Here is a 16,204-nt window from a genome sequence, read left to right as displayed (position 1 = left end):
CCGTCCGCCGGGGGGCGCCGGAGGCTTCCGGTGTGCGGTGGTGGCCGGCCGGGGTCCGACGGCACTCATGTGCGGACCTCGCCCCGTCAGCCGGCCGAGGGCCCTCGTGTGCGCCCGCCCGCCGGACCGCCCCCGCGCCTCACTCCCGCGGCGCCCCCGTCGACCCCCGCACCATCAACTCCCCCCGCACCGAGGCGGTTCCGTCGCCGGGCGCGTCCTCGCGGCCCATGGCGAGGCGGCCCGCCCGGGCGCCCGCCTCGGCCAGGGGCAGCCGCACCGTCGTCAGGGCGGGCACGGCGTCGATGCTGCACGGCAGGTCGTCGAACCCGGTGACCGAGACGTCGTCGGGGATGCGCAGCCCGGCGTCCCGCAGTGCGGCGCACGCCCCCAGCGCGACGGAGTCGTTCGCGGCGACGAGCGCCGTCAGCGAGGGATCGCGCCGCAGCAGTTCCAGCGCCCCCTCGTACCCCGACCGGCGGTCGAACCGCCCGTGCACCGTCCAGCGGGCGTCCTCCTCGATGCCCGCCGCGGCCAGCGCGAGCCGGTGCCCTTCGAGCCGGTGCCGGGTGGTGGTGCGCTCGGCGGGTCCGGCGATGCAGCCGATGCGCCGGTGGCCGAGGGCGACCAGGTGGTCGGTGACGGCACGCGCCCCGCCGAGGTTGTCGAAGGTGAGCGTGACGGCCCCGGTGCCGGCCACCGGCGGCCGCCCGCACAGCACCACCCGCGTCCCGCCGTCCGTCAGCTTGCGCAGCTTCGCCGCGACCGCCGCCGCGTGCGGCGCGTCGGTCACCGCCCCGCCGGTCAGCACCACGGCCGCCGCCCGCTGCCGCTGGAGCAGCGTCAGGTACTTCAGCTCCTGCTCCGGCGAGCCGCCCGTGTTGCAGACGACCGCGAGCCGTTCGCAGCCCGCCCGGCCCCCGCTGCCGCCGATCTCCGCCTGGATCGCGCTCGCCATGATCCCGAAGAAGGGGTCGGCGATGTCGTTGACGAGGATGCCGGCCAGATCGGACGTGGCGGCGGCGAGCGCGCTGGCCGGACCGTTGACGACGTAGTCCAGCTCGTCCACCGCCCGCAGCACCCGCTCCCGCGTCGCCGCGGCCACCGGGTAGTTGCCGTTCAGCACGCGCGACACCGTCGCGGGGGAGACCTGGGCGTGCGCCGCCACGTCCGCCAGGGTCACCGTCATCTCGTCGTCCTCCGGTCGCGCAGTTCGTCGTACGGCCTTGTGAACGGCCAGGTCAGCGGCCCGTGCCGGGTGCCCGCCGCGATGGGGACCAGGCCCGCCGCCCGGCCGCGGTCTTGTGCCGACCGCCGTCCTGAGGCTAGCTTCCTCCCCGCCAGAAAGCGCTTGCTATGGCGTTTGTCTCGCAGGCGACACGGCACACAGCGGCACAAAAGAGGCCCTTGGAGGGGACCGACGTGACACGCACGACGACGGTGCGCATCGCCATGAACGGCGTGACCGGGCGCATGGGCTACCGCCAGCACCTGCTCCGGTCGATCCTCGCCCTGCGCGACCAGGGCGGCCTCGACCTCGGCGACGGCACCGTGCTGTGGCCCGAGCCGGTCCTGCTCGGCCGCCGCGAGCACGCCCTGAGGGAGATCGCCGAGCGGCACGGCCTGGAGCACGTCTCCACCGACCTGGACGCGGTGCTCGCCGACCCGGATGTCGACATCTACTTCGACTCCCAGGTCACCGCCGCCCGCGAGGAGGCGATCAGGAAGGCGATCGCCGCCGGGAAGCACGTCTACACCGAGAAGCCCACCGCCACCGGCCTCGACGGCGCCCTCGCACTCGCCCGCCTGGCCCGGGAGAAGGGCGTACGGCACGGCGTCGTCCAGGACAAGCTCTTCCTGCCGGGCCTGCTGAAGCTGAAGCGGCTGGTCGACGGGGGCTTCTTCGGGAGGATCCTGTCCGTGCGCGGCGAGTTCGGCTACTGGGTCTTCGAGGGCGACTGGCAGCAGGCCCAGCGTCCCTCCTGGAACTACCGCGCCGAGGACGGCGGCGGCATCGTCGTCGACATGTTCCCGCATTGGGAGTACGTGCTGCACGAGCTGTTCGGCCGCGTCACCTCCGTCCAGGCGCTGACCGCGACCCACGTGCCGCGGCGCTGGGACGAGCACGGCAAGCCCTACACCGCCACCGCCGACGACGCCGCCTACGGCATCTTCGAGCTGGACGGCGGTGCGGTCGCGCAGATCAACTCCTCCTGGGCGGTCCGCGTCCACCGCGACGAACTGGTGGAGTTCCAGGTCGACGGCACGGAGGGCTCGGCCGTCGCGGGGCTGCGCGACTGCCGCGTCCAGCACCGCTCCGCCACCCCCAAGCCGGTCTGGAACCCCGACCTCCCCGCCACCGAGCGCTTCCGCGACCAGTGGCAGCGGGTGCCGGACAACGGGGAGTTCGACAACGGCTTCAAGGCCCAGTGGGAGCTGTTCCTCAGGCACGTCTACGCCGACGCCCCCTACCGCTGGGACCTGCTGGCCGGCGCCCGCGGTGTCCAACTCGCCGAACTGGGCCTCAAGTCCGCCGCCGAGGGCCGCCGCCTCACCGTTCCGGAGATCGCCCTGTGACCATCCGCCTCCCCGCCGCCGACGGCACGCTGCGCCAGTACGAGCCGCGCGCCGAACCCCTCCCCGCCGCGCCCGGCGCCCCCTTCACCTCCCGTACGGTCTTCGCGGCGGCGCATGTCGTCGCCGACCCGTACGCGGACGTCTCGCCCGACTCGCCGGCCGCCGTCGACTGGGACGCCACCCTCGCCTTCCGCCGCCATCTGTGGTCCCACGGTCTCGGGGTCGCCGAGGCGATGGACACCGCCCAGCGCGGCATGGGGCTGGACTGGGCGGGCGCCGCCGAGCTGATCCGGCGCAGCGCCGCCGAGGCGAAGGCGGTCGGCGGGCGCATCGCCTGCGGCGTCGGCACCGACCAGCTCACCGGCGCCGACCGGATCGCCGGCGGTCTCGCCGGGATCCGCGCCGCCTACGAGGAACAGCTCGCCGTGGCCGAGGAGGCGGGCGCCCAGGCGATCCTGATGGCCTCCCGCGCGCTGGCCGCCACCGCCCGCGGACCCGAGGACTACCTGGAGGTCTACGGTCATCTGCTGCGCCAGTGCGCCGAACCAGTCATCCTGCACTGGCTCGGCCCGATGTTCGACCCGGCCCTGAAGGACTACTGGGGCACCACCGACCTGGACGCCGCCACCGAAGTGCTCCTCGATGTCGTCGCCGCCCACCCCGGCAAGGTCGACGGCATCAAGATCTCCCTGCTGGACGCCCGCCGCGAGATCGAGCTGCGCCGCCGTCTGCCCCGGGGCGTGCGCTGCTACACCGGCGACGACTTCCACTACCCGGAGCTGATCGAGGGCGACGACCAGGGCTTCAGCCACGCCCTGCTCGGCGTCTTCGACCCGCTCGGACCGTCGGCGGCCCGGGCGGTACGGGCCCTGGACACCGGTGACGCGGCCGGCTTCCGCGAACTGCTCGATCCGACCGTCGAGTTGGCCCGTCATCTGTTCCAGCGCCCGACCCGCTTCTACAAGACGGGCGTGGTCCTGCTCGCCTGGCTCGCGGGCCACCAGTCGCACTTCACGATGGTCGGCGGCCTCCAGTCCGCCCGTTCCCTCCCGCACCTCGCCCGCGCCTACGAACTGGCCGACTCCCTGGGCCTGTTCCCGGACCCGGCGCTCGCCGAGGACCGCATGAAGACCCTTCTCGCCCTGTACGGAGTGACCTCGTGACCGGTCTCGACCGCTTCTCCATCAACCAGATGACGGTGCGGCAGCTGTCCCTGCCCGAACTGGTCGCGGCCTGCGCCGAGTCCGGCATCGGCAAGGTGGGGCTGTGGCGCGAGCCGGTCCAGGCGTACGGCCTGCGGGAGACCGCCGCGCTGGTCCGCTCGGCGGGGCTGGAGGTGACCACCCTGTGCCGGGGCGGCTTCCTCACCGCGACCGCCCCCGCCGAACGCGCGGCCGCCCTCGCCGACAACCGCCTGGCGGTGCGGGAGGCGGCGGCGCTCGGCACCGACACCCTGGTGCTGGTCTCCGGCGGCCTCCCGCCCGGCGGCAAGGACCTGGGGGCGGCCCGCGAACGCGTCGCCGACGCGCTGGCCGAGCTGGCCCCCTACGCCGAGGAGCACGGCGTCCGCCTCGCCGTGGAGCCCCTGCACCCGATGTTCGCCGCCGACCGCTGTGTGGTCTCCACCCTCGCGCAGGCCCTGGACCTGGCCGAACGCTTCCCCGCGCACCAGGTCGGGGTGGCCGTCGACACGTACCACGTCTGGTGGGACGACCAGGCGCCCGCGCAGATCGCCCGCGCGGGCGCCGGGGGCCGCATCCACACCTTTCAGCTCGCCGACTGGACCACCCCGTTGCCCGCGGGCGTCCTCAACGGCCGGGGCCGGCTCGGCGACGGGTCGATCGACCTGCGCGCGTGGTGCGGCCGGGTGGCGGCGGCGGGCTACACCGGCCCTGTCGAGGTGGAGATCTTCAACGAGGACCTGTGGGCCCGGGACGGACGGGAGGTGCTGAAGGAGACGGCGGAGCTGTTCCTGGAGCACGCCGGCGGATGACCGCCGGCCCGGCCGGGGCTTCAGGCGGAGGTGCGCAGCGGCGGCACCGCCGGGACCTCCGGGGCGTTGGCGATGGCCTCGGGAGTCAGCCGGAACTGCTCGGGGTAGGCGTCGCGCTGCGTGCGGCGGGCGGGCTCGCTGGTCCGCCAGGTGTAGAGGCAGCGCCCGCACTGGAGCACGTCCCAGACGCCGGGCACGGGCGAGGAGTACAGCTTCTCGATGGTCTCGAAGGCGCAGCGGGGGCAGATGGTCATGGCGGGTTCTCCTTCTTCGCGGTGACGGCGGGATCGGCTGCGGCCGGTCAGTCGCGGGCCTCGGCCATGAGCCGCTGCAGCTTGGCGGCCCACTCGCGGGTCTCCGGCAGGTCCTTGGCGGGGGTGGCGAAGCTGCCGCGGTTGTCGGGGCTGACGGGGGTGGTGGCGTCGATGATCATCTTGCTGGTGATGCCGGCGGGCTGGGCGGCCGGCGCGAGCTCCAGCACCGACAGGTTGGGCACGATCACGACGTCGCCGGACGGGTTGACCTTCGAGGACATCGCCCACATGACCTGCGGCAGGTTGAACGGGTCCACGTCCTCGTCGACGACGATGACGGTGGCGACGTAGCCGAGGCCGTGCGGGGTGGTCATGGCGCGCATGGCCACCGCCTTGGCGAAGCCGCCGTACCGCTTCTTCGTGGAGATGATGACCAGCAGGCCGTGCGTGTACATCGCGTTGACGGCCTGGACCTCGGGGAACTCGGCACGCAGCTGCTTGAGCAGCGGGACGCAGGTGTTGGGCCCGACGAGGTAGTCGACCTCGGTCCAGGGCATGCCCAGGTACAGCGACTCGAAGACCGGGTTCGTGCGGTACGAGACGCGGTCGATGCGGATGACGGGCATCCGGCGACCGCCCGAGTAGTGGCCGGTGAACTCGCCGAAGGGACCCTCGATCTGGCGCTCGCGGCTCTCGATGACGCCCTCGATGACGACCTCGGAGCCCCAGGGCACGTCGAAGCCGGTGAGCGGGGCGGTGGCGATGGGGGCGGGGGCGCCGCGCAGGGCGCCGGCCATCTCGTACTCGCTCTGGTCGTACGCCATCGGCATCCCGGCGACGATCGTCATCACCGGGTCGTTGCCGAGGGTGATGGCGATCGGCAGGTCCTCGCCCTTCTCCTCCGCCTTGCGCAGGTGGATGGCGACGTCGTGCACCGGCACCGGCTGGATGGCCAGCCGGTTCCGGCCGATGACCTCCAGGCGGTAGGTGCCGACGTTCTGCTTGCCGAAGTTCTCGGGGTCCTCCGGGTCGCGGGAGACCACGGCGGCCTTGTCCAGGTAGAAGCCGCCGTCGCCGTCGTTGAGGCGGAACAGCGGGAGGATCGAGAAGAGGTCGACGCCCTCGCCCTCCTGGGTGTTCTCCCGCCAGGGGGCGTCCTCGCGGCGCTCGGGGGCGACGGGGAAGGCGTCCCAGCGGCGGGCGAACTCTTCCACCTGCTCCTTGACCGGGGTGTGCTTGGGCAGGCCGAGGGCGAGCGCGTGGTTGGCCCAGGAGCCGTGCACGTTCAGGGCGATACGGGCGTCGGTGAAGCCCTTGACGTTGTCGAACCAGAGGGCGGGCGCGCCCTCGCCGATGCGGCCGGTGGCGTTGGCGGCCGCGGCGAGGTCCGGTTCCGGGAGGACTTCCTCGCCGATGCGCAGCAGCTGGCCTTCCTTCTCCAGCGTGCCGAGGAAACCGCGCAGGTCGTCGTAGGGCATGGGACTCCTTCGGGGACGTCCGGACGACGGGTCCGGACACGGGGTTGCGGGGGAGGGGGGCGCCGCGGGGCGGGCGTCAGGAGGCGGACCTGAGGTCCCGCGCGGCACGCATGCCCTCCCACCGCTTGGCGGCGGGGGCGGGCAGTTCGAACTGGTCGAGGACGCGGGCGACGATGTGGTCCACGATGTCGTCGACGGACGCCGGGTGGTTGTAGAAGGCGGGCATCGGCGGCACCATCTGCACACCCATGCGGGCCAGCGCGAGCATGTTCTCCAGGTGGATCTCGCTCAGCGGGGTCTCGCGGGGGACGAGGACGAGTTTGCGGCGCTCCTTGAGGACGACGTCCGCCGCGCGGCCGACCAGGCCGTCCGCGTAACCGGCGCGGATCCCGGCGAGGGTCTTCATGGAGCAGGGGACGATCACCATGCCGTCGGTCCTGAAGGACCCCGAGGAGATCGTCGCGCCCTGGTCGTCGGGGTTGTGCACGACGTCCGCCAGCTCGGCGACCTCGCGGGCCGTCCGGCCGGTCTCCAGCTCGATCGTGGTGCGGGCCCACCGGCTGAGCACGAGATGGGTCTCCACCTCGGGAAGCTCCGCGAGGTTCTCCAGGAGCCGCACGCCGAGGACGGCCCCGGTGGCCCCGGTCATCCCTACGACCAGTCTCATACGCGGGCTCCCTCACCTTTTCCGCACGGCTCGTGCACATCGCCGTGCACACCTGTGACCTGCACCGACGTCTCCACGCTAGGAGCGGTCGGGAGGCCGTCGGAGGTAGGCTCGGGACTAGCCATGGGAAGAAACGGACAGCCTTCCGGGCAGCCGGAACCTCGGCCGGTGATCCGGGACCTGGAGTTCCGCCGCACCGCCGGCTCCCCGCCGGGCCTCGAACTGGTCAACCTCGCCGAGCTGGACCGGCGTGCCCGCAACCATGGCAACGACCCGTACGCGCCGCTGCGCCCCGCCTTCCACCAGCTGGTCGCGGTGCGCTCCGGGAGCCTCACGGTGTCCGTGGACTTCACCACGCACACCCTCGACGCGGGTTCCTGGCTGTGGATCCGGCCCGGGCAGGTGCAGCGCTGGGGGCGGGACCTGCCGGTCTCCGACGGAGTGGTGGTCGCCTTCCCGGCGGGCTTCCCGGACGCGACCACGGTCGCGGCGGCCTTCGCGCGCCCGCCGTACGCGCCGGGGCCCGTGCGCCCGGCGGGCACGGACGCGGAAGGTCTGCGCCGGGCGCTCGACCACCTGCGGTACGAGTACGACGCGATGGCCCAGCTGCCGCTGGAGTCCCATGTGCAGGCGCTGCGGCATCTGCTGGCGGTACTGCTGCTGCGGCTGGCCAAGGCGCGGGGCGCGGCCCCGGACGCGCCGGTCTCCAACCAGGCGTTCCGGCGTTTCCACGCGGCCGTCGAGCGGGACTTCGCGGTCACGCGCCGGGTGGAGGACTACGCGGCGGCCCTCGGCTACAGTCCGCGCACGCTCACCCGGGCCACGACGGCGGCCACCGGGATGTCGGCGAAGCGGTACATCGACGAGCGGGTGGTGCTGGAGGCCAAACGGGAACTGGCCCACAGCGGGCTGCCCGCCACCGCTATCGCCGCCCGGCTGGGCTTCACCGACCCCAGCGACTTCACCAAGTTCTTCCGCCAACGCACGGGAACCACCCCGGCGGCGTTCCGCCAGCAGGCCGCCGGGGTGTGAGGCGGCCCGTCACACGGGTCAGGCGAGGCGCCCGCCCTTCACGGCACCGACGAAGGAGGCCCAGCCACCGGGGGAGAAGAGCAGCGCCGGGCCGTCGGCGTTCTTGCTGTCGCGGACGGGGACGGTGGTGTGGCCGGAGGCAACTTCGAGGCAGTCTCCCTGACCCCCGCCGCTGTGGCTGGACTTGAACCAGCCAGTGAGGATGGGTGCGTTGGAGAGGGTGTGGTCATTGCTCGGCATGGCGTGTCCTTCCGCTGTCAGCCCTTGACGTGTCCGTCTTTGATCGCGCCGACGAAGGAGGTCCAGCCGCTCAGGGAGAAGAGGAGCGCTGGGCCGCCGGGGCCCGCTTTGCTGTCGCGGACGGGGACGGTGGTGTGGCCGCGAGCTACTTCCAGGCAGTCGCTTTGACCGCCGCCGCTGTGGCTGGACTTGTACCATCCGGTGAGGGTGGATGCGTAGGAGACAGTGTGTTCATTGCTCAGCATGTGCGTATTCCTCTGCTACCGCTCTGACGAAAGCGAGCGAGTCTTCCCGGGACAGCGCCTCGCTCAGTGCAAGGTCGTAAGCCGTCCGGCACTGTGCCACCAGGGCAGGGTTCTTCATCAAGTTGCCGCTGATGAAACCTTCAACGTAGGCCACAGGGGCAGTGTTCTCGAAGCTCAGGAGCGTGAGCATGCTCTGGGCGAGAGCGTGAGCCCCGGCGCTGTGCGGCAGCACGTGGAACCGAAGGCGCCCCGCCTCGGCCATGTCCGCGATCTTGTGGAGCTGTTCGGCCATGACGCGGTGGCCACCTACGCGGCGTCGCAGCACCCCCTCGTCGAGCAGCGTCCACACAACAGGCTGCGTTGGGCTCTCCAAGATCTGGGCACGCCCTGTTCGGAGGGCAACTGACCTGTCAAGTTCCTCGGCTGCGCAGTGGGATCTGTATCCCTTGAATACGGCACGTGCGTAGTCGGGGGTTTGGAGCATGCCGGGAACGAGCGAGAGCGCGAACTGCTGGATCTGCGTTGCCTTGCGCTCAAGTTCGGCCATGGCGGCAAAATAGCTTGCCCACGTGGAGGTCAGTTCCTTCAGCCAACGCGTGAAGAAGCCGTCCGTGTTCAGTGCCTGATCGATCCGTTGCACGTCGTCGTCACTCGGCAACCGCCTGCCCGCCTCGTAGTGACTGATCAGAGTGGGCGAGCACACAACATGGTGAGCCAGTTCCGCCTGGGTGAGTCCGGCTGCCCTGCGCTGTGACCGAATCTCCTCCCCGAACTCCTCACGCGGTGTTCGAGACCTGTGGTGTCCGCCCATCGACCAACTCCCTTGCATGACAAGTGGGATGTCAACTCGGCACCCCTGGCAAGCCTAGCCACCGCCACCCCACTCTGTGACTGATTCGCCACACACCGCAGTCATCGCAGAAGAAAAGGCAGGTCGGCATGACACGACTTCTCGCCCGGCTGGTCGAGCCCTTGCTGAGGCTCCTCCTGCCCGCCCGTGGGCGCCGCCGGCGCCGCGGGCCGCTGTACCCGTCGTACTCGTGCCCGTACGTCGGCGGTCCCATGGCGTACCGGCAGGGCCAAGCCCCCCTCCGCGGCGAGGACAGTCCTCTCGTCCGCCCCTACCTCGACCTCGTGGAGACCTACGCGTGAACGAACGTCTGCTTCCCTGGACCGGTTCGGAGGGGAAGCCCTGCTACCTCGTCGGCGACGGCACCGGGTACGTCTCCCGGGTCGCCGACCAGGTCGAGCGCGTGCAACTCGGCATGGCGGACGGCTTGTTGGAGCACACCGCCGAACTCCTCGCCGGGCCGGGGCGGAAACTGACCGGTGAGGAACTCCACTACCTGGTCCACCGCCTCGTCGAGTCGCTGAAGGAGGTCAAGCGGATCGCGGACAGCAGGGGCGCCCGGCTGAGGAACGTCCCGGAACCCGTGCCGGAGAATGCCAAGAAGTCCGACGCGGCTCCGACCACCGGGTGAAGGGCCCGGCGGGGGCCCGCGACCACTGCGCGCCGTGAAGGCCCGGTACGCCCGGGCCGGGGCCCTGAGGGTTCCGGGTTCTAGAAGAACACCCCGCAGCGCAGCAGCACATTGGCGTACGGGCTGGCCTCCCCGGTGCGGACGATCAGCCGGGCCCCCGCCGACAGCTCCTTGAGCCGCTCGTGGGGCACGTAGGCCAGGCCGGGCAGCCGCCGCTCCAGCAGCTCCCGATGGGCCCCGCGCAGCTCCCGCGCCGCCGTCGCCCCCTCGACCACCAGCTCGTCCAGCAGTCCGTCCAGGACCTCCGCGAAGGACGGCACCCCGGCCCGGAAGGCGAGGTCCACCACGCGCGGACCGTCCGGGATCGGCATGCCCGCGTCGCACACCAGCACCCCGTCGGTGTGCCCCAACTCGGCCAGCGCACCGGCCAGATGACGATTGAGGATGCCCGACTTCTTCACAGCGCCCGGACCTCCTCGGCCGTCGGGTACGACTCCTGCGCCCCCGGCTTCGTCACGGCCGCCGCGCCGACGCGCGCCGCGTACCCGGCCGCCTCCGCGAGGCTCGCGCTCGTGCCCAGCCGCCACGCCAGCGCGGCCGTGAACGCGTCGCCCGCGCCCGTGGTGTCCACCGCGTCGACCTTCACCGACGCCACCCGGGTCGCGCCCGAGCCGTCGTGCACCAGCGCGCCCTCGGCGCCGAGCGTCACCACCACCGAGCGCGGGCCCAGGGCCAGCAGCCCCCGCGCCCAGTCCTCGGGCTCCTCGCCCGCCCCGGCCCCGCCCAGCAGCACCCGCGCCTCGTGCTCGTTGACGATCAGCGGGTCGCAGGCGGCCAGCACCTCGGCGGGCAGCGGGCGCGGCGGGGACGGGTTCAGCACGAACCGGGTGCCGGACGGCAGGGCGCGCACCACCTCCTCGACCGTCTCCAGCGGGATCTCCAGCTGGGCGGAGACCACGCGGGAGGCGCGCAGCAGGCCCTCGGCCGCCCGCACGTCCGCGGGGGTGAGGCGGGCGTTGGCACCCGGCGAGACCACGATGCTGTTGTCCCCGGACGGGTCGACGGTGATCAGCGCGACGCCGGTCGGCGCCCCGCCGGCCAGTACGCCCGCCGGGTCCACCCCGGCCGAGCGCAGGGAGTCGAGCAGCAGCCGGCCGTGGCCGTCGTCGCCGACCCGGGCCAGCAGGGCCGTACGGGCCCCGAGCCGGGCGGCGGCCACCGCCTGGTTGGCGCCCTTGCCGCCGGGGTGCACGGACAGGTCCCCGCCGAGCACCGTCTCCCCGGCACCCGGCCGCCGTTCGACACCGATCACCAGGTCGGCGTTGGCCGAGCCCACGACCAACAGGTCGTAGTCGTACATCACTTGACTCCCATGAGAGAGGAACCGGGGCGGACGGCCGCCACCTGTGGTGTACGACCGCCCGCCCGAGTCTTCCGCGTCTTCTTCCGTCAGCCGCTGAAGCCGGCCACGTTGTCCTTCGTGACCACCTTCACCGGCACCTTCACCATCTGCTCCACCTTCTTGCCCTGGGTCGCCTTGAGCGCGTTGTCCACGGCGATCCGGCCGAGCTGGGTCGGCTGCTGGGCGACGGAGGCGTAGAGCGTGCCCGCCTTGACCGCCTTCAGGCCGTCGGGGGTGCCGTCGAAGCCGACCACCGGCACCGACGTACCGGCCTTGGAACCCAGGGCCTTGATCGCGCCGAGCGCCATCTCGTCGTTGGCGGCGATCACGCCCTGCACGTCCGGGTGGGCCTGGAGCAGGTTGGACATCACGTCGAGGCCCTTGGTGCGGTCGAAGTCGGCCGGCTGCTGCGCCACCACCTTGATGCCCGGGTAGGCCTTGAGGCCGTTGGCGAAGCCCTGCGCGCGCTCCCGCGCCGCCGAGGTGCCCGCCTGACCCTGGAGGATCACGATCTTGCCCTTGCCGCCCAGCTTCTCGGCGATCGTCTTGGCCGCCTGCTCGCCACCGGCGATGTTGTCCGAGGCCACCAGGGCGTTCACGGTCGCCTTGTTGACGCCGCGGTCGACCGCGATGACCGGGATGTTCGCCTTGTCGGCGGCCTTGACCGAGTTGCTCGCCGCATCCGAGTCCACCGGGTTGACGATGATCGCGCCCAGGTGCGAACTGGTGAAGTTCTGGAGCTGGTTGGCCTGCTGCGAGGCGTCGTTCTGCGCGTCGGTCACCGTCAGGTCCACGCCCAGCTTCTTCGCCTCGGCCTGCGCACCGGAGCGGATCTGCACGAAGAACGGGTTGTTGAGGGTGGACAGCGACAGACCCATCTTCGGCTTGTCCGACGCCGAGGAGCCGTTGTGCAGGAAGGAGGTCGCGCCGACGATCGCCACCGTCACCACGGCCGCGAGCCCGTACGTCGCCGCCTGCTTGCCCTTGTTGCCGCCGCCACCGGTGGTCACCGGCGTGGCGCCCGCCTTGCGGCGCACCGTGTCGAGCAGCACCGCCAGCGCGATGACCACACCGATCACGACCTGCTGCCAGAACGCCGAGACGTTGAGCAGGTTGAGGCCGTTGCGCAGCACCGCGAGGATCAGCGCGCCGACCAGGGTGCCCGACGCCTTGCCGGTGCCGCCCGCGAGCGAGGCACCGCCGATCACGACCGCGGCGATCGCGTCCAGCTCGTAACCGTCGGCGGCCTGCGGCTGCGCGGAGGACAGCCGGGAGGCCAGCACGATGCCGGCCACGGCCGCGAACACACCGGACAGCGCGTAGATCGCGAGCTTCTGCTTCTTCACCCGCAGGCCCGACAGGCGCGCGGCCTCCTCGTTGCCGCCGATCGCGTACATCGAGCGGCCGATGTAGGTGCGGCCGAGCACGAACGCGGCCAGCAGCCCCATCACGATCATGACCAGCACCGGCACCGGCAGCCAGTCGCCGAGGGTGTCACCGAGGTGCGAGACCGAGTCCGGGAACGGGATCGGCACACCGCCGGAGATCACCAGCGCCAGACCGCGGCCCACCGACAGCATCGCCAGCGTCGCGATGAACGGCGGCAGCTTGCCGTAGGCGATCAGGAAGCCGTTCACCAGACCGGCCGCCACACCCGTGGCGACCGCCAGGACGACGGCCAGCGCGACCGGCACCCCGTGCTGGGTGGCGCTCCAGGCCAGCACGGTCGCCGACAGCGCGGCCACCGAGCCCACGGACAGGTCGATGCCCGCCGCGACGATCACGAACGTCACACCGAAGGCCAGGATGGCGGTCACGGCCGCCTGGACGCCGATGTTCAGCAGGTTGTCCGTCGTCAGGAAGTCGCCGGACAGCGCCGACAGGGCGATGACCAGGACGATCAGCGCGGTCAGCGCGCCGTTGTCGAGCAGCAGCCGGCGCAGGCCGCCCGGGGCGCCACTCGCGCCCGTCGTGCTCTTGAGCGTGTCAGCGGCCACGGGTGGCCTCCTTCTCAGCGGTGGGGGTGGAAACGGCGAGCGCCATCACGGCGTCCTGGGTGGCCTCGTCGGCCGCGAGTTCTCCGGCGATCCGGCCCTGGGCCATCACCAGCACCCGGTCGCTCATGCCGAGCACCTCGGGCAGGTCGCTGGAGATCATCAGCACGGCGGCGCCGGCCGCGGTCAGCTCGTTGATCAGCTGGTAGATCTCGACCTTGGCGCCGACGTCGATACCGCGCGTCGGCTCGTCGAGGATCAGCACCTTGGTGTCGGCCAGCAGCCACTTGCCGATGACGACCTTCTGCTGGTTGCCGCCGGACAGCGTGCGCACGTGCTGGCCGAGCCCGGCCATCCGCACGCCGAGCTGCCCGGCGATCCGCTCGGCCGCCGCGTGCTGCGCCTTGCGGTCGACCAGCCCCGCCCGGGACGCCGAGCGCATGGTCACCAGACCCAGGTTCTCCTCGACGGAGGCGTCGAGCACGAGCCCCTGCCCCTTGCGGTCCTCGGGCACGAGCCCGATCCCGGCCGCCATCGCGGCGTTCACGTCGAAGCGCCGCAGCGCGTTGCCGCCGACCCTCACGGTGCCGTCGTCGTACGGGTCCGCGCCAAACACGGCCCGCACGACCTCGGTCCGCCCGGCGCCCACGAGCCCGGCGATGCCGACGACCTCGCCGGCGTGCACCTCGAAACTCACGTCGTGGAAGACACCGTCGCGGGTGAGCCCCTCGACGCTGAGCAACGCGGCGCCCTTCTCGGGGCGTCGGCGCGGGTACTGCTGCTCGATGGAGCGCCCGACCATGAGCCGCACCAGCTCGTCCTCGGGGGTGGTGGCGGGCACCTGCCCGACGCTCCTCCCGTCCCGGATGACGGTGACGCGGTCGCCGAGGGCGGCGATCTCGTCGAGGTGGTGGGTGATGAACACGATGCCCACCCCGTCCGCGCGCAGCTGCCGCACGATGGCGAACAGCTTCTCGACCTCCTCCGAGGTCAGCACGGCGGTCGGCTCGTCCATGATCAGGACTCGCGCGTCCAGGCTCAGCGCCTTGGCGATCTCCACCATCTGGAGCCGGGCGATGCCGAGTTCGCGCACCCGGGTACGCGGCGAGACCTGCACGCCGACCCGTTCGAGCAGCTCGGCGGCGTCGGCCTCCATGCGCCCACGGTCGATCATCCCGAACCGGCGCGGCTGGCGGCCGAGGAAGATGTTCTCGGCGACCGTCAGGTCCGGGACGAGGTTGAACTCCTGGTAGATGGTGGCGATCCCGAGCCGCTCGGAGTCCTGCGCACCATGGATGCGCACCTCCTCACCGCCCACGAGGATCCGCCCCGAGTCGGGCGTATAGGCACCGGAGAGCATCTTGATGAGCGTGCTCTTGCCGGCGCCGTTCTCACCGAGCAGCACATGCACCTCGCCACGGCGCAGGTCGAAGTCGACACCGTCGAGCGCGACCACGCCGGGAAAGGTCTTGCGTATGCCCTCGATGCGCAGCAACTCGTCCGGGTTGCTCACGGCGTGCTCCTTTGCACTGGGGGGAGGGGCGGGGTGGGGAAAGCGGGGGCCGGAACCGGCCGGGGGCCGGCCGGTTCGGCGGTCTCACCGCAGGAGCGGCGGACGACGAGCCGGGCGGCGAGGGTGACGGACGCGGCGGTCCGCCCCTCGATCCGGTCCACCAGGGCCCGTACGGCGGCCCGGCCCAGCTCGCCCGTGGGCTGGGCGATCGCGGTGACCGGAGGATCGGTGTGCACGAACCACGGGATGTCGTCGAACGCGGCGAGCGCGATGTCGTCCGGCACCCGCAGCCCGCGGGCGCGGACGGCGTCGAGGGCGCCGAGCGCCATCAGGTTGTCGGCCGCGAAGACGGCGTCCGGCGGCTCGGGCAGGTCGAGGAACCCCTCGGTGACCCGGCGCCCGCTGGCCGCCTGGAAGTCGCCCTGGCCGGTGTGGACGTCGGGAAGGGACAGCCCGTACTCGGCCAGCGCGGCCCGGAACGCCTCGACCCGCTCGCTGCCGGTCGTGGTCGCCGCCGGTCCCGCGATGATCGCGACCCGGCGGTGGCCCAGCCGGTACAGGTGCGCCACGAGGTCCCGCACGGCGGCCCGTCCGTCGGCGCGTACGACGGGGACGTCGACGCCGGGGATCCAGCGGTCCACGAAGACCATGGGGGTGCCGGCCCGCGCCGCGTCCAGCATCAGCGGCGAGCCGCCGTCGGTGGGGGACACCAGCAGCCCGTCGATCCGCCGGTCCAGCAGATTGCGCACGTGGTGGTCCTGGAGGTCGGGCCGCTCGTCGGCGTTGCCGATGATCACGCTGTACCCGAGCGCCCGGGCCTCTTCCTCCACGGAGCGGGCCAGCTCGGTGAAGTACGGGTTCAGCACGTCGCTGATGACGAGGCCGAGGGTGTGCGTCTGGTCGGTGCGCAGCGAACGGGCGACGGCGTTCGGCCGGTACCCGAGCGCCTCGACGGCGGCCAGCACGCGGCCGCGGGCGTCCGCACTGACCGACGGATGCGCGTTCAGCACACGCGAGACCGTCGCGACGGACACGCCCGCCGCGGCGGCGACATCCTTGATGCTCGCCACCTCCGGCCCACCTCCTTGTGAACTCGTGACGCTTGGAATCGATTACATCGAGACGCGAGAAACGATTGGAATCGATTACACAGGCAGTGACAAGAGGGTGTGGGTTGGCCGAAACGCAATCGTGACCTGGCGGGAAAATGATGGCTCGTCACGGCCGGGGCGGGCGGGCGGCGCGGCGGAGCGGTCATGCCGTGGGCAGGATCCGGCATACGGTGCGATGTGGGATGCTTCGGTGGAAGCTTCACCCAACGTGATGGGCAG

Annotated in this window: 18 protein-coding genes; 6 read left to right on the top strand and 12 right to left on the bottom strand. The window is 72.1% G+C overall.

The features are described 5' to 3' along the window. Positions 1-139: 139 nt before the first annotated feature. A complete protein-coding gene (locus ACSP97_RS13765; protein ID WP_364724194.1) occupies positions 140-1,186 on the bottom strand; it encodes a LacI family DNA-binding transcriptional regulator in 1,047 nt (348 codons plus the stop codon). A gap of 233 nt (positions 1,187-1,419) precedes the next feature. Here ACSP97_RS13765 and ACSP97_RS13760 point away from each other — a divergent pair, with 233 nt between their 5' ends. From ACSP97_RS13760 to ACSP97_RS13750, 3 genes are read left to right on the top strand one after another with little or no spacing between them, the layout of a single operon-like run. After that, positions 1,420-2,574 (top strand): Gfo/Idh/MocA family protein, encoded by a 1,155-nt coding sequence (locus ACSP97_RS13760; protein WP_355324765.1) that lies wholly within the window; start codon positions 1,420-1,422, stop codon positions 2,572-2,574. After that, positions 2,571-3,737 (top strand): dihydrodipicolinate synthase family protein, encoded by a 1,167-nt coding sequence (locus tag ACSP97_RS13755; RefSeq protein ID WP_440557719.1) that lies wholly within the window; start codon positions 2,571-2,573, stop codon positions 3,735-3,737. The genes ACSP97_RS13760 and ACSP97_RS13755 overlap by 4 nt, the downstream gene beginning before the upstream one ends. Next, complete coding sequence (locus ACSP97_RS13750; RefSeq protein WP_355324760.1) at positions 3,734-4,567, top strand: sugar phosphate isomerase/epimerase family protein; 834 nt, start codon at positions 3,734-3,736, stop codon at positions 4,565-4,567. Before ACSP97_RS13755 ends, ACSP97_RS13750 begins: the two co-directional genes overlap by 4 nt. Before the next feature lie 20 nt (positions 4,568-4,587). Here ACSP97_RS13750 and ACSP97_RS13745 read toward each other — a convergent pair whose 3' ends face one another. From ACSP97_RS13745 to ACSP97_RS13735, 3 genes are all read right to left on the bottom strand, one after another. After that, on the bottom strand, positions 4,588-4,821 hold the full coding sequence (locus ACSP97_RS13745) for a non-oxidative hydroxyarylic acid decarboxylases subunit D (protein WP_059263127.1): 234 nt from the start codon (positions 4,819-4,821) through the stop codon (positions 4,588-4,590). A gap of 47 nt (positions 4,822-4,868) precedes the next feature. Further along, a complete protein-coding gene (locus tag ACSP97_RS13740; protein WP_355144958.1) occupies positions 4,869-6,299 on the bottom strand; it encodes a non-oxidative hydroxyarylic acid decarboxylases subunit C in 1,431 nt (476 codons plus the stop codon). A gap of 76 nt (positions 6,300-6,375) precedes the next feature. Further along, complete coding sequence (locus ACSP97_RS13735) at positions 6,376-6,966, bottom strand: non-oxidative hydroxyarylic acid decarboxylases subunit B (RefSeq protein WP_358295739.1); 591 nt, start codon at positions 6,964-6,966, stop codon at positions 6,376-6,378. Between the two features lie 168 nt (positions 6,967-7,134). On the opposite strand from ACSP97_RS13735, the gene ACSP97_RS13730 reads away from it, so the two are divergent. Continuing rightward, entirely contained in the window at positions 7,135-7,998 is an 864-nt protein-coding gene (locus ACSP97_RS13730) for a helix-turn-helix domain-containing protein (RefSeq protein ID WP_440557716.1), read from the top strand. An 18-nt stretch (positions 7,999-8,016) separates the two neighbouring features. Here the strand turns inward: ACSP97_RS13730 and ACSP97_RS13725 are convergent, their stop codons facing one another. The 3 genes from ACSP97_RS13725 to ACSP97_RS13715 are packed head-to-tail and all read right to left on the bottom strand — an operon-like array spanning position 8,017 to position 9,294. After that, entirely contained in the window at positions 8,017-8,238 is a 222-nt protein-coding gene (locus tag ACSP97_RS13725; protein ID WP_440557714.1) for a DUF397 domain-containing protein, read from the bottom strand. A gap of 17 nt (positions 8,239-8,255) precedes the next feature. Next, positions 8,256-8,483, bottom strand: a complete 228-nt coding sequence (locus ACSP97_RS13720; protein ID WP_440557712.1) for a DUF397 domain-containing protein — start codon at positions 8,481-8,483, stop codon at positions 8,256-8,258. After that, positions 8,470-9,294 carry a helix-turn-helix domain-containing protein gene (locus ACSP97_RS13715; protein ID WP_440557710.1) on the bottom strand — a complete coding sequence of 275 codons (825 nt, stop codon included), beginning with the start codon at positions 9,292-9,294 and terminating at the stop codon, positions 8,470-8,472. Before ACSP97_RS13715 ends, ACSP97_RS13720 begins: the two co-directional genes overlap by 14 nt. A gap of 128 nt (positions 9,295-9,422) precedes the next feature. On the opposite strand from ACSP97_RS13715, the gene ACSP97_RS13710 reads away from it, so the two are divergent. Further along, entirely contained in the window at positions 9,423-9,635 is a 213-nt protein-coding gene (locus ACSP97_RS13710) for a hypothetical protein (protein WP_440557708.1), read from the top strand. Next, positions 9,632-9,964: a hypothetical protein gene (locus tag ACSP97_RS13705; RefSeq protein ID WP_388289216.1), complete on the top strand. Its 333-nt coding sequence runs from the start codon at positions 9,632-9,634 to the stop codon at positions 9,962-9,964. The genes ACSP97_RS13710 and ACSP97_RS13705 overlap by 4 nt, the downstream gene beginning before the upstream one ends. Positions 9,965-10,044: 80 nt before the next feature. Here ACSP97_RS13705 and rbsD read toward each other — a convergent pair whose 3' ends face one another. The 5 genes from rbsD to ACSP97_RS13680 form a co-directional block, all read right to left on the bottom strand. Beyond that, positions 10,045-10,425 carry a D-ribose pyranase gene (gene rbsD, locus ACSP97_RS13700; RefSeq protein ID WP_355144944.1) on the bottom strand — a complete coding sequence of 127 codons (381 nt, stop codon included), beginning with the start codon at positions 10,423-10,425 and terminating at the stop codon, positions 10,045-10,047. After that, entirely contained in the window at positions 10,422-11,324 is a 903-nt protein-coding gene (locus ACSP97_RS13695; protein ID WP_382012457.1) for a ribokinase, read from the bottom strand. Before ACSP97_RS13695 ends, rbsD begins: the two co-directional genes overlap by 4 nt. An 89-nt stretch (positions 11,325-11,413) precedes the next feature. Beyond that, positions 11,414-13,363: an ABC transporter permease/substrate-binding protein gene (locus tag ACSP97_RS13690; RefSeq protein WP_355324734.1), complete on the bottom strand. Its 1,950-nt coding sequence runs from the start codon at positions 13,361-13,363 to the stop codon at positions 11,414-11,416. Beyond that, positions 13,353-14,873: a sugar ABC transporter ATP-binding protein gene (locus ACSP97_RS13685; RefSeq protein ID WP_391870093.1), complete on the bottom strand. Its 1,521-nt coding sequence runs from the start codon at positions 14,871-14,873 to the stop codon at positions 13,353-13,355. The genes ACSP97_RS13690 and ACSP97_RS13685 overlap by 11 nt, the downstream gene beginning before the upstream one ends. Next, positions 14,870-15,943 (bottom strand): LacI family DNA-binding transcriptional regulator, encoded by a 1,074-nt coding sequence (locus tag ACSP97_RS13680; protein ID WP_355144936.1) that lies wholly within the window; start codon positions 15,941-15,943, stop codon positions 14,870-14,872. Before ACSP97_RS13680 ends, ACSP97_RS13685 begins: the two co-directional genes overlap by 4 nt. Positions 15,944-16,204: the final 261 nt, after the last annotated feature.

This window comes from Streptomyces sp. SCPE 10 (genome assembly GCF_051980735.1).
Lineage (GTDB): Bacteria > Actinomycetota > Actinomycetes > Streptomycetales > Streptomycetaceae > Streptomyces > Streptomyces misionensis.
Note: the sequence above shows the minus strand (reverse complement) of the source record. Positions and strands in the feature narration are given on the sequence as shown.

Bases quoted from the DNA above. Each gene is read 5' to 3' on its own strand.
- ACSP97_RS13735 (WP_358295739.1), bottom strand. From the start codon at position 6,966: ATGAGACTGGTCGTAGGGATGACCGGGGCCACCGGGGCCGTCCTCGGC.
- ACSP97_RS13720 (WP_440557712.1), bottom strand. From the start codon at position 8,483: ATGCTGAGCAATGAACACACTGTCTCCTACGCATCCACCCTCACCGGA.
- ACSP97_RS13765 (WP_364724194.1), bottom strand. From the start codon at position 1,186: ATGACGGTGACCCTGGCGGACGTGGCGGCGCACGCCCAGGTCTCCCCC.
- ACSP97_RS13695 (WP_382012457.1), bottom strand. From the start codon at position 11,324: ATGTACGACTACGACCTGTTGGTCGTGGGCTCGGCCAACGCCGACCTG.
- ACSP97_RS13745 (WP_059263127.1), bottom strand. From the start codon at position 4,821: ATGACCATCTGCCCCCGCTGCGCCTTCGAGACCATCGAGAAGCTGTAC.
- ACSP97_RS13710 (WP_440557708.1), top strand. From the start codon at position 9,423: ATGACACGACTTCTCGCCCGGCTGGTCGAGCCCTTGCTGAGGCTCCTC.
- ACSP97_RS13725 (WP_440557714.1), bottom strand. From the start codon at position 8,238: ATGCCGAGCAATGACCACACCCTCTCCAACGCACCCATCCTCACTGGC.
- ACSP97_RS13740 (WP_355144958.1), bottom strand. From the start codon at position 6,299: ATGCCCTACGACGACCTGCGCGGTTTCCTCGGCACGCTGGAGAAGGAA.
- ACSP97_RS13715 (WP_440557710.1), bottom strand. From the start codon at position 9,294: ATGGGCGGACACCACAGGTCTCGAACACCGCGTGAGGAGTTCGGGGAG.